We start from the raw sequence: 13,399 nt of genomic DNA, 5'->3' as shown, positions 1-13,399 counted from the left end.
ACTCTTATAATCCTGTTGCTACAGTGTGTTTTCCTCTTTCTTCAATTAATGTATCTCTAACACCTAAGGCGCGGTAAGCGTTAATCGGGCTTAAAGCACCACCAGCCAAACGTCTTGCTTCAGCTAAAAGCGGACGAACATCGGTTCTGTAGGCGTCTTGTAAAATTTCCTGACACTTCACAACGTCGTTGTTTAATTGCGCTGCTTTTAATTCAGCTTGATCAACTAATAAGGCTTTAGCGTAAGCTTCCTGAATAGCTTCTAACGATTGGATTAAATCTTCTAACGGATCTTTTACGTTGTGGCTCGCATCAATCATCCAGGCTAAATCAGGGTTTTGAGGATTGTTTTGCATACCGTAAACCAATTCGTTGAAAATTAAGAATAAGGCATAAGGCTTAATACTTCCAACGGTTAAATCGTCGTCACCGTATTTACTATCGTTAAAGTGGAATCCTCCTAATTTACCTTTTAACATTAACACAGAAACAATTTGTTCGATGTTACTATTTGGTAAGTGGTGACCTAAATCTACTAACGAATAGGCTTTTTCTCCACAAGCATTAGCTAACATAAACGATGTTCCCCAATCCTGGATAACCGTGCTGTAGAAATTAGGTTCGTAAGGTTTGTACTCGATTAACATACTCCAGTCCGCAGGCAACCCTTTGTAGATTTCTTTAAGACTGTTTTCTGTATTTTGTAAAGCCGTTTGGAAATTATTTTGCCCAGGGAAACAAGACCCATCAGCTAACCATACTGTTAAACTTTTCGATCCTAACTGGTTTCCTATATTGATAACATCTAAGTTATGTTGAATTGCTTGTTGTCTTACTGCTTCGCTGGTATTGCTTAACGATCCGTATTTATAAGTTTCCTTAGCATCTTTTTGGTCTTGGAATGTGTTCGAGTTAACTGCATCGAATTTAATGTTTAATCCGTTAGCTAATTCTTTAACCGCAGCGTAATCTTGTGGGATATCCCAAGGAATGTGTAATGACACCGCTCCAGCTGTTTGTGTTAACGAGTGAATTAACCCGATATCCTGAATTTTTTGTTCTAAACTTGAAGGCTCACCGTAAAAAGAAAAACGTCCGAAACGTGTTCCTCCAGCACCTAAAGCCCAACTTGGAATAGCTACTTGAAAGTCTTTTAATTTACTTACAATTGCTTCTACATTAGCTCCTTTTTTAGAAAGGTTGTTTGCTAAAAAATCGAAATTTTCCTTGTGTGATTGTAAACCAGATTTATTCGTGTCCTGAATGTGGTTTTGTGATATTTTCATCTGTTAAAAATTTTTTGTTATCTGAATGTTCAAAAAATTTGAATGCATTCAAGAACTCGCATAAATTTTAATCATTTCTACTTGAAGAATTTAAAAATGATAAAATTTAAACTTGTTTCATGTCTTTAATTGTAATTGGTTACTACAAGATACAATCATTTTTTTACTAAGTGAATAAAGAAAATGAAGTATCTGAAATTGAAAAAAAAACTCCCATAGATATTCAACTATGCTATGGAAGTTTTTACAAACTAAAACTAACTATCGTTTATCTTACAAATGCATTAGCCATACCGCCATCTACATTTATAATGTTTCCTGTTGATTTATCTAAGATACCTACGAATGTAAAAACACCGTTAGCAATATCAGCAGGAGTAATGATTTCGTTTAATAAATTTCTTTTTGCATAAAATGCAGGAAGTTCTTCAACGGTGATTCCGTTTGCTTTAGCACGACCTTCGGCCCAAGCACCTTCCCAGATTTTACTTCCAACAATAACACCATCAGGGTTTACGGTGTTCACACGTACTTTATCTTTAGCTAACTCAGCTGCTAATAATCGTACCATGTGTTGTTGTGCAGCTTTAGCTGTACCGTAAGCAACGTTATTTGGCCCAGCAACTAAACCGTTTTTACTTGCTATGGCGATATAATCACCTCCTAAGTTTTGTTGACGAGCAATCGCTGCAAATTGTTTTGCTAAATCGAATTGCCCTTTTACTAAGATGCTTTGTAAAATATTCCAGTCTTTGTCAGTTGTGTCTTCTAAAGATTTAGAGATTGCTAAACCAGCACTGTGTACCACGATATCAACACCACCAAACTCTAAACATGCTTTTTTGTAAGCAGAAGCAATAGATTCAGTATCGGTAACGTCACATACAGCGTAAGTAGACACGTCACGTTTGTAAGTTGCATGTGCTACTTTTAAGCTTTCTTCGTTAATATCTGTTAATACAACGTTAGCACCTTCTTCAGCTAATTTATCAGCGATAGCTTTACCAATTCCACCACCTGCACCAGTAACAAAGGCTACTTTTCGAGATAATGGTTTTTCTTTTGGCATACGTTGTAATTTAGCTTCTTCTAATAACCAGTACTCGATATCGAAAGCTTCCTGTCTTGGTAAAGACGTATATTCTGTAATCGCTTCAGCACCACGCATTACATTAATCGCGTTGATGTAGAATTCACTTGCTACACGTGTTGTTTGTTTGTCTTTCGAGAAACTGAACATACCAACACCAGGGTAAATAATAATTACCGGGTTTGGATCACGCATTGCCGGGCTGTTATCTCTTTTACAAGTATTGTAATAATCTGCGTATTCTTGTCTGTATTGTTCGAAAGCAGGCTCTAATTTAGCAAGCACAGCTTCAGCATCTGATAAATCTTCTTTAGGATCTAATGTTAATACTAAAGGTTGAATTTTTGTACGTAAGAAGTGGTCTGGACAAGAGGTTCCCATTGGCGCTAAACGCTCAAGATCGTTACTGTTAATGTATTCCATTACCACATCGCTGTCAGCAAAGTGACCAATCATTCTGTTTTCAGAAGAACATAAACCTCTTAATAACGGCATTAATTGCGCAGCTTTTTCTAAACGCTCTTCCTGTGGTAAGCTTTCTACTTTTTGTCCACCAAAAACAGATCCTTTTTCTTCAATCTTTTTATTGATGTATTCAGAAGCCATTTCAATAACTTCTAAACTGTTCATATAACATTCGTAAGATGTATCTCCCCAAGTAAATAAACCGTGGCTACCTAAAACGATACCTCTAATTCCAGGGTTGTCAGCTAAACATTTTTCTAATTGTAAACCTAAATCGAAACCAGGACGTTGCCAAGGCACCCATCCCATAGTGTCTCCCCAAATTTCTTTGGTTACTTTTTCGCTGTCTTTTGCAGCAGCAACAGCAATAAGAGCATCTGGGTGTAAGTGGTCGATATGTTTAAAAGGTAATAAACCGTGAAGCGGCGTATCAATAGATGGTGCTTTACTGTCTAAATCATAAATACAGTGGTTAAATAACCCAACCATACGATCTTCATCTGCTAAACCTCCATATACATTTTTTAAATCGCGTAATCTTTCGGTGTATAATCCAGCAATACCAGAGCGTGTTAAGGTACCAATATCTCCACCAGAACCTTTAACCCACATCACTTCAACTTCAGCATTGGTTAACGGATCTTTTTCAATGGTTTTACAACTAGTATTACCACCACCATAGTTGGTAATTCTAAGGTCTGCACCTAATATATTTGAACGGTATAAAAATAAAGCAACCTGGTCGTCACCTAAGCTTTCAGCCTTCTTGTCATCCCAAAGATAATCTACGTATTTAAATTGTTTTTCAAGTGTATTCATGAGAATTTTTAAAATATTTGAACTCAAAATTAAACGAATAGAATATGCTTTCTATCCTGTACTGTACTGTTATTTGAATAAAATTTTATCGAATTGATATTTATTTATAAACAAAACAGCATTATTGTTATAATTTTAGATGTTTTATTATGTGATATTGTTAGTTCTTTGTTTTTTGATTGTCAAAAATTTAAAGAAATAATTATTCTTGTAGTTATTTTAAAAAAAAAGAAGAAACAGTACAGTGCAGTACAGTAATTGTAATGTATATGCTTAAATTTGCTATTCTCATCATGATTTTAATTATTCATAACAATAAATGAACTTATTCAATTTACAAGACAAAGTAGTTCTTGTTACCGGAGGTGGCGGTGTTTTAGGGGGTAGTATGGCCGAATATCTATTACATCAGGGAGCTACAGTAATTATATTACATTACAAACAAGAAACTGTAGATGCAACTGTTGAGCGCATGAAATCTATTAGCAAAAAAGTTGATGGGTATTTATGCAATGTTGTCGACGAGACAAGTCTTCAGGACGTATCTGATGCGGTTATCGCAAAATATGGAAAAATTGATGTGCTTATTAATGCGGCAGGCGGCAATATGCCTGGGGCGACTGTTGGACCAACACAATCATTTTTCGATATTAATATGGATGACTTTAAAAAGGTTGTCGATTTAAATTTATTTGGAAGTATTATTCCTTCTATCGTTTTTGGTAAGGAAATGGTAAAGAGCAAATCGGGAGTGATTATCAATATTTCTTCAATGGCTGCCGACAGAGCCATCACGCGTGTAGCAGGTTATTCAGCATCAAAAGCTGCAATTGATAATTATACTAAATGGTTGGCGGTAGAGTTAGCCACAAAATACGGAGATGGCTTACGAGTTAATGCTATTGCACCAGGATTTTTTATTGGAAACCAAAACCGAGCTTTATTGTTAAATGAAGACGGAAGTTACACAGATAGAGGTAATACAATCATAAACAATACGCCAATGAAACGCTTTGGTGAAGCTGACGAGTTGCACGGAGCATTACATTATTTATGTTCTGATGCCTCAAAATTTGTGACCGGAATTGTTATTCCTGTTGATGGTGGATTTAGCGCGTTTAGTGGGGTTTAATTTTTATTCAGATTTAAAAGAAAATGCAAGAAACATTTAGATGGTTTGGAGTCTCAGACTCTGTAAAATTATCAGATATAAAACAAGCAGGAGCAACAGGTGTTGTAACAGCTTTACACCATGTATCAAACGGTGAAGTATGGGAAGTTGAGGAAATTCAGAAAGTAAAAACACTTATTGAAGATGCCGGTTTAGTATGGAGCTTTATCGAAAGTATTCCTATTCACGAAAACATCAAATTACGCAAAGGCGATTATTTACAACGTATAGAAAACTACAAGCAAAGTTTACGCAATGTAGCGGCTTGTGGTATTAAAAACGTGTGTTATAATTTTATGCCGGTTTTAGACTGGACACGCACACAACTGTTCTGGAAATTAGAAGATGGTAGTACGGCGTTACGTTTCGATAAGGTTGAAATGGCAGTTTTCGAAAAATTCATCATGGAGCGTGAAGGGGTAGAGGAAGCTTATACTTCTGAAATTCTGGCTTTAGCTGAGACACGTTTTGCAGACATGTCTGCTGAAGAAAAACAAGCACTTGAAGACAATGTTTTAAAAGGCTTACCAGGAACAGTTGATGATTTAACGATTCCGGTGTTTAAAGACATGATTGCCCAGTACGATAACTTATCACACGCCGATTTAAAAGCGAATTTATCGTTTTTCTTGAATGAAGTCATTCCGGTATGTGAAGAGAACGGCATTGTTATGGCTATTCATCCAGACGATCCGCCAATGGACATTATGGGCTTACCGCGTATCATTAAATCGGAAGCTGATTTAACCGATTTAGTAAACTTTATCGATAGCCCGTCAAACGGCATCACATTTTGTACCGGGTCGTTAGGTGCAAATCCGGATAACGATTTACCAAGCATGATTAGAAAATTTGCCGATCGCATTCACTTTTTACACCTTAGAAATGTAAAACGCGAAGACGATGGTAGTTTTTACGAGGACAATCACTTGGACGGTTCTACCGATATGTACGAGGTTGTAAAAGCTGTTTTAGAAGTAGAAAAACAAAGAAATATACAATTACCAATGCGTCCTGATCACGGCCACCAAATGCTAAGCGATTTAGAAAACAAAAAAGCGTATGCGGGTTATACGGCGATTGGTCGTTTACGTGGTTTAGCAGAATTACGTGGTTTAGCGCTTGGGATTTCAAGAAGTAATAATTAGTAATTAAAAAGCATTAATATGAAAGTCGGTTTATTTATACCGTGTTATATAAATCAACTCTATCCGCAAGTCGGCATCGCATCATTAGAACTTCTTGAAAAATTAGGAGTCGATGTGGAGTATCCGTTAGGGCAAACCTGTTGTGGGCAGCCATTAGGAAATTCAGGATACGAAGACGATTCTAAAGGAACTTGTCAGTTGTTCGTTGAAAATTTTAAAAACTACGATTATATCGTAGGACCTTCGGGAAGTTGTGTGTATCATGTGAAAAAGCATTTCGATATTTTAGAACAAACCGAAGATGTGAAACGCGTTCGCGAGAACACCTATGAGTTGTGTCAGTTTATATATCAGGTACTTGGTAAAACCGATTTAGGAGCGTCTTTTCCTCATAAAGTAGGTATTCATAAAAGTTGTCACGGCTTACGTGGATTACGATTAGGTTCATGTTCAGAGCGTATGGATCCACATTTTTCAACCGAAGAAAATCTACTAAAAGAAGTTAAAGGTTTAGAACTTAAAACCTTAAATCGCGCCGATGAATGTTGCGGATTTGGAGGAACATTCTCGGTATTTGAAGAAGCCATTTCTGTAAAAATGGGAAAAGACCGTATTCAGGATCATATTGATAGTGATGTAGAAGTGATTACCGGAGCCGACCATTCGTGTTTAATGCATTTGGAAGGTTTAATCAATAGAAATAAGCAGCCACTTAAGGTGATGCACATAGCAGAAATTTTAAACAGCAGTATCTAATTATGGCACACGCAGAAGCAGCAGCAAAATTTAATGAAAACGAGGCTAAGGTAAACTGGCACGATAAAGCCTTATGGTTTGTAAGGCAGAAACGTGATAAACAGGCGCATAAAATACAAGGTTGGGAACAACTTCGTGACTATGCATCGGCACTAAAGGCTAATGTGTTATCGAATTTAGATAACTATTTGGTGCAATTTGAAGAAAACGCAAAAAAGAATGGGGTTACGGTACACTGGGCAGCAAACGCCGAAGAGCATAATAAAATTGTTCACAGCATTCTTCAAAAACACAATGCCAAGAAGATTGTAAAAAGTAAATCGATGTTAACTGAAGAGTGTCATTTAAATCCGTTTCTGGAAGCCAATGATATTGAAGTTATCGACACCGATTTAGGAGAGCGTATTGTGCAGTTAGCACAAGAGCCACCGAGTCATATTGTGTTACCGGCCATTCATAAAACCAAAGAAGAAGTTGATGAATTATTTCAGGAGCATTTAGGCACCAAGCCAAGTGGAGGAAATCCTGAATATCTAACTCGTGAGGCAAGAAAGCATTTAAGAAATAAGTTTTTGCAAGCCGATGCGGCGATAACTGGTGTTAATTTTGCCGTTGCCGATACCGGTGGATTTGTGGTATGTACCAACGAAGGAAATGCCGATATGGGAGCACACTTAGCTAAAGTGCATATTGCCTGTATGGGAATGGAAAAGTTAATTCCGCAAGAAAAACACTTAGGTATCTTTTTACGTTTGTTAGCAAGAAGTGCTACGGGGCAACCTATAACGACTTATTCATCTTATTTCAACAAACCTGAAGAAGGAAAAGAAATGCATATCGTTATTGTTGATAACGGAAGAACGGAGCAGTTAAGTCGAGAGGATTTCAGACGATCGCTACACTGTATTCGTTGTGGTGCTTGCATGAATACCTGTCCGATTTACAGACGTAGTGGGGGGCATAGTTACGATGCAACCATTCCGGGACCTATCGGCTCTATTTTATCACCAGGAAAAGATTTAACTAAACACAGTTCGTTACCTTTTGCTTCTACACTTTGCGGGTCTTGTAGCGATGTATGTCCAGTAAAAATTAATATTCACGAACAGTTGTATAAATGGCGACAAATTATCGTTAAAGATGTGCCACAACCATTTGTAAAAAAGAACATTATGAAAGCTGTGGGGAGTATTTTGGCGAAACCAAAGACGTATGATTTTGTTGGAAAGTCCACGCGTTTTATGCTGAAAAATACGCCAAAGTCATTAATCAATTCAAAAATTAATACCTGGGGGCATGCCAGAGATTTGCCAGAAGTAAAAGGTGATAATTTTGAAGAATGGTACAAAAAAAAGACAGAAAAATGAGTAGAGAATCTATATTAAATGCGGTAAAAGCCAATAAACCGGAAGCCTTACCATTACCAGATATCGATTTAAGTGTTTTTGATGAAGACATTAATTTAATTGAACGCTTTAAAGAAAATATTGAATTTGTTGGCGGACGTCTTTTAGAATTAGATGGATTAGATACCCTTGATATAGAAATAAAGGCGTTATATCCTGAAGCAACTAAAATTGTTTCATGCATGAAGGAATCAGCCTTAGGTACAGTTCCTGTTTCAAAAGATACCGATCCGCATACGCTTGAGGACATCGATTTAACCATTATAAAAGGAAATTATGCCGTTGCTGAAAATGGAGCGGTTTGGGTATCAGAAGACGATATTATTGTTCGTGCTTTACCTTTTATTACCAACGATTTAATTTTGGTAGTCCCTAAAAATGCTGTTAATTTGCATATGCACCAGGTTTTTGATGCCATTTCAGAGCGTGAAAGAACTTTTGGAGTCTTCATTTCTGGACCTTCAAAAACAGCAGATATCGAACAATGTCTGGTGGTTGGTGCTCACGGTGCTATCAGTTTAACCGTCGTTCTTTATTAGAACATAGAAAAAAGGATAAGTTTTATTTTATCCGTAGATATCGCTTAAACGTTTAAGCATTGAAATTATTAAAAAAATTAAAACTATAAATTATGTCAGTTAGTTATGAATCGCGTTACGCATCGAGCCCACAAGGTGTTAAAGGCTACGATACAGCGCAATTAAGAAACGAGTTTTTAATTGAAAATCTTTTTGAAGCCGATAAACTAAATTTAGTGTATTCACACTACGATCGTTTTATTACGGGAGGTGTATTGCCGGTTTCTAAATCAGTGTCGTTAGATGCTATCGATCCCCTTAAGGCAGAATTCTTTTTACAAAGAAGAGAGCTTGGTATTATTAATATTGGTCAAACAGGAACAGTAACTGTAGACGGAACGGTATACGAGTTAAATCATAAAGAAGCGTTATACGTAGGACAAGGTAATAAAGAAGTGGTATTTGCAAGTGCATCGGCAGATAGTCCTGCAATGTTCTACTTAAATTCAACACCTGCTCACAAAGCATATCCAACAAAGAAAATTGGAACCGATGATGTAGAGGTAATCGAATTAGGTGCTCCTGAAACAGCTAATGCACGTACCTTAAGAAAGTACATAGTAAACAGCGTTGTTGATGTATGTCAATTACAAATGGGAATGACGTCTATTAAAGTTGGAAGTAGCTGGAATACGATGCCGGCTCACGTTCACGACCGTAGAATGGAAGTGTATTTCTATTTCGAAATCCCTGAAGGACAATCGGTTTGTCACTTTATGGGAGAACCACAGGAAACAAGACACATCTGGATGCAAAACAATCAGGCGGTAATTTCTCCACCATGGTCTATTCACTCAGGTTCGGGTACAAGTAATTACTCGTTTATCTGGGGTATGGCAGGTGAGAATTTAGATTACGGCGATATGGATGTTTGTGCTATTCCAGAATTGAGATAGTAGTTTAGTAAAGATTTAAAAAAAGGCGTTGAAACTTAGTTTTAACGCCTTTTTTAATTTGTAGTACTTTATGTGGTTAAAAATGAGTAAATTAAGATGTTTTTAATATCGCCAATATGAAACATTTTGCAACCTTATTTTTTGTGCTAAATAGCTTTTTGGTTTTAGCTCAAGATCCGTTTTTAACGGTAACTTCCAACGATTCCATAAATAATCAGCCACGTATTAAATCCAGTTTGGGAGTTAATATGAAACTGAATGGTTATATGGATATTTTTGGAGGCTTAAATGATAATGAGACGTTTAATGTCGGACTTATTAATGTATTTGGAACTGAAGAAGAAAAAAGTCTTAAAGCCGATTTGTATCAAACACAACTAAGGTTAACCACCCACATGGTGCAGAAAAACGGCAATGTGATTAAAGCGGTTGTAGAGTCGGATTTTTGGGGAGGAAATGGCAAAATGAGGTTGCGAAAGGCCTATGTAGAAACGGAACACTGGCAAATAGGGCAGATGTGGAATAATTTTAGTGATGAAGACATCTGGCCGGATATTATGGAACTGGAAGGTCCTCCGTCAGGCGTTTGGCTTAGAACACCACATGTGAAATATAAAAACACATTTGGAAATCCTCACTGGATTTACGAAGCCAGTATCGAGGCACCAATTGCTACAAGTTTTACTTATGCCGAATTTCAGCCATTAGTTGACGAAGCCGATCAGTTTATGCCTGATTTAACTTTTGCAATTAAATATCAAAAGGATTGGGGACATCTTAGATTGTCATCCATTTTAAGAAGTGTACGTTATAAGTTAAATGATGAATTGGATAAATTTACAGGTTATGGAGTAAGTTTTAGTGGTAATTACAAACCTGGTTTAAATAATTTACAGTTTCAGTTGGTAGGCGGTAAAGGGATTTCGGCATATTTAACAACAGTTTCTGGAGGTGGCTATGATGGGTATCCAACAGGAAATAATCAAATAAAAGCGACACCTGCTTTTGGAGGATGGGCTTCATATGGATATTTCATTACAAAAAAATTACATACTAACGTTGTGTTTGGGGCATCGCAATTTAAGTTAGATGATTCCGAGCGACTCATTATTCATGAAGCTTTAGAAGATACTACGGTGTTCGTCGAAGGTGATTTTCTGCACAAACATTATTATGGTATATTTAATATGATGTATGATGCTTATGAACGCATGACTGTTGGTTTGGAATTAGATTATGGTATAAAAACATTGGAAATTGATGGTCAGGTTAATGATGTGGCGCAATCCATTGACAAAAGTCGGGATGCGATGCGCATTAGTTTTGGTTTTATGTATAATTTTTAAGAGAAACCAGGAGTCTTTTATATTTAATTTATAGCAATTCTAAGTCAAAATTAAGTTACATTTATAGAGCAATTTATTCTGTAATTTTAAAAGATAAATATTTTGACTAACCCCATTATAACTCGAGCTTTGTCAAGCTTAATCTGTGGTTTCTTTTCAATTGTTTTATTGGTTTCTTGCAAAGAAGAAAAAAAGTATGAGGCTATAACTCATGATGATATTTTTACATCTACTGCTTTAATTCCTGATAATCATTTTTTAGGTGATGAAACCTGTAAAACCTGCCATAATACAGAATTTGAGGAATGGCAGGGTTCTCATCATGATAAAGCCATGCAAATTGCTGATAGTTTATCGGTTTTAGCTGATTTTAAAGGGGAAACATTTACCAGTCAGGAAGTCACTTCGCGATTCTATAGAAAGGATAGTGATTATTATGTGCATACCGAAGGGCCAGATGGTACATATCAGGATTATAAAATAGTTTACACCTATGGTTTAACACCATTGCAACAGTATATTGTACAATTTCCCAATGGAGCCTATCAGTGTTTAAGTACGGCATGGGATTCGGTTGAAAACAAATGGTTCAATTTATTTCCGGATTTTAGAGTCGTTCATGAAGAGTGGTTACACTGGACCAATAAAGGATTAAACTGGAACACCATGTGTTCCGATTGTCATTCAACAAACGTTAGAAAAAATTACGATCTTAAAGCTGATAGTTACGATACAAAGTATGCCTTAATTAATGTGAATTGTGAAGCTTGTCATGGGCCAGGAAAACAACATGTTGATGATGTTAAACGGTTAGGGGATGCTTACGCACCAACAGGAACCATGAAAATGACGAGCAGAATAGCACCAAAACAATTGGTTGATGAATGTGCTCGTTGTCACGCCCGTCGCGAGCAGTTCACCGAAAATTATAATTACGAAGGCACGTTTTTAGATCATTATTTTCCGCATTTAATTGTAGAACCCCAATACTATCCTGACGGACAAATTTTAGATGAAGATTATGTGTATACTTCCTTTCTGCAAAGTAAAATGTATAAAAACGATGTAGCGTGTAATAGTTGTCATAATACGCATTCCTTAAAATTAAAAATGGAAGGGAACGCTCTGTGTACGCAATGCCATACACCAACAAAGTACAATACACCTGAGCATCATAAACACGACATGGGAACCGAGAGTGCAGAATGTATTAATTGTCACATGCCAGGGCGCTATTATATGGGAAATGATTTCAGACGCGATCATAGTTTTAGAGTGCCTCGTCCCGATTTAAGTTTGAAATATAACACGCCAAACGCTTGTGTTGGTTGTCATGAAGGTAAAGACAATACATGGGCCTGGGAATCTTTTCAAAAATTATATGGAACGGTAGATTCACTGCATTTTTCAGATAAGTTAGCTCCCGGTGTTTTAGGAGTTGCTCATGCCGATGCAGGTCTGATTGATTTAATTCACGATACCTCAGAAAACGAACTGGTAAGGGCTTCGGCGTTGCGTGCCTTATCAAATTATGATGTTCAACAGCATTTAGATGAATACATTATGCGATTAAATGATGCATCACCTATGGTTCGTGCAACAAGTGTAGATGTGTTGAGTAATATTAATACTAATGATTATATAAATTATTTGCTACCCCTTTTAGAAGATCCAAAAAGAACAGTTCGTGTTAAAACATTTTATGCACTGGCAGGTGTTAGCGAACTTCAAATTCCAGAGAAATATAAAGCCTCTTACAAAAAAGTAAAAAAGGAGTTTGATACTTACTTAGAGGTGAATACGGATTTTGCTGGCGGATTAGCTAGAAAGGGTAATTATTACATTAAACTAGGTAATTTACAACAGGCTATTTTTTATTATGAAAAAGCTCTGGAAGTTGATAATCTGGAGAATAATATAAGATTAACCTTAGCTAATTTATATTACAATACCGGCGATTACAAAAAAGCAGAAGACACATTTAAACTTATTATTCAGCAAGAACCAGATTATGGTTCAACCTATTATTCTTTAGCATTATTATTAGCTGAATTAAATAGGGAGGAGGAAGCCATTTCGTATTTAGAGCAAACCATTACCAAAATGCCTGATAATATTAGAGCCTACTATAATTTAAGCCTAATCTACGATAAATTAAATCAACCTAATAAAGCTGAATCAACTTTAGCAAAAGGTTTAAAAGCAGATCCAAATAACGAGAGTCTGTTATATGCTTTAGCATATCATTATCTGAATCATAATAATACAAATAAAGCTAAAAATATAGCGAAACGATTGGTAGAATTATATCCAAACAATCAGCAGTATTTGGCATTTTATCAGCAGTTATTAGCTATATAAGGGAATGACGTTATAATAGACATTTACTAAATCTATCGCTATAATAGATGTAAATTATACATTTAATCTTAAAAATTG

Annotated in this window: 10 protein-coding genes; 8 read left to right on the top strand and 2 right to left on the bottom strand. The window is 36.3% G+C overall.

Annotation, left to right across the window (positions count from 1 at the left end; genetic code table 11):
* Window positions 1-4: 4 nt before the first annotated feature.
* Both R1X58_RS15115 and R1X58_RS15110 read right to left on the bottom strand, forming a co-directional pair.
* On the bottom strand, window positions 5-1,285 hold the full coding sequence (locus R1X58_RS15115) for a sugar isomerase (RefSeq protein ID WP_240573201.1): 1,281 nt from the start codon (window positions 1,283-1,285) through the stop codon (window positions 5-7).
* Window positions 1,286-1,553: 268 nt separating this feature from the next.
* Window positions 1,554-3,659, bottom strand: a complete 2,106-nt coding sequence (locus R1X58_RS15110) for a bifunctional aldolase/short-chain dehydrogenase (protein WP_240573200.1) — start codon at window positions 3,657-3,659, stop codon at window positions 1,554-1,556.
* Between the two features lie 319 nt (window positions 3,660-3,978).
* Here R1X58_RS15110 and R1X58_RS15105 point away from each other — a divergent pair, with 319 nt between their 5' ends.
* From R1X58_RS15105 to R1X58_RS15070, 8 genes are all read left to right on the top strand, one after another.
* On the top strand, window positions 3,979-4,791 hold the full coding sequence (locus tag R1X58_RS15105) for an SDR family oxidoreductase (protein ID WP_240573199.1): 813 nt from the start codon (window positions 3,979-3,981) through the stop codon (window positions 4,789-4,791).
* A 23-nt stretch (window positions 4,792-4,814) separates the two neighbouring features.
* The gene (gene uxuA, locus R1X58_RS15100) at window positions 4,815-5,978 is read left to right on the top strand and encodes a mannonate dehydratase (RefSeq protein WP_240573198.1); all 1,164 of its coding nucleotides are present in this window, start codon (window positions 4,815-4,817) and stop codon (window positions 5,976-5,978) included.
* Between the two features lie 18 nt (window positions 5,979-5,996).
* On the top strand, window positions 5,997-6,734 hold the full coding sequence (locus R1X58_RS15095) for a (Fe-S)-binding protein (RefSeq protein ID WP_240573197.1): 738 nt from the start codon (window positions 5,997-5,999) through the stop codon (window positions 6,732-6,734).
* A 2-nt stretch (window positions 6,735-6,736) separates the two neighbouring features.
* Window positions 6,737-8,101 (top strand): lactate utilization protein B, encoded by a 1,365-nt coding sequence (locus R1X58_RS15090; RefSeq protein ID WP_240573196.1) that lies wholly within the window; start codon window positions 6,737-6,739, stop codon window positions 8,099-8,101.
* The gene (locus tag R1X58_RS15085) at window positions 8,098-8,679 is read left to right on the top strand and encodes a LutC/YkgG family protein (protein ID WP_240573195.1); all 582 of its coding nucleotides are present in this window, start codon (window positions 8,098-8,100) and stop codon (window positions 8,677-8,679) included. The genes R1X58_RS15090 and R1X58_RS15085 overlap by 4 nt, the downstream gene beginning before the upstream one ends.
* 92 nt (window positions 8,680-8,771) lie before the next feature.
* Window positions 8,772-9,614 (top strand): 5-dehydro-4-deoxy-D-glucuronate isomerase, encoded by an 843-nt coding sequence (kduI, locus tag R1X58_RS15080; protein WP_240573194.1) that lies wholly within the window; start codon window positions 8,772-8,774, stop codon window positions 9,612-9,614.
* Window positions 9,615-9,730: 116 nt separating this feature from the next.
* Entirely contained in the window at window positions 9,731-10,960 is a 1,230-nt protein-coding gene (locus R1X58_RS15075; RefSeq protein WP_240573193.1) for a hypothetical protein, read from the top strand.
* A 129-nt stretch (window positions 10,961-11,089) separates the two neighbouring features.
* A complete protein-coding gene (locus R1X58_RS15070; RefSeq protein ID WP_240573192.1) occupies window positions 11,090-13,321 on the top strand; it encodes a tetratricopeptide repeat protein in 2,232 nt (743 codons plus the stop codon).
* Window positions 13,322-13,399: the final 78 nt, after the last annotated feature.

The organism is Aestuariibaculum lutulentum (assembly GCF_032926325.1).
GTDB lineage: Bacteria > Bacteroidota > Bacteroidia > Flavobacteriales > Flavobacteriaceae > Aestuariibaculum > Aestuariibaculum lutulentum.
This window is presented reverse-complemented; position numbering and strand designations above follow the sequence as displayed.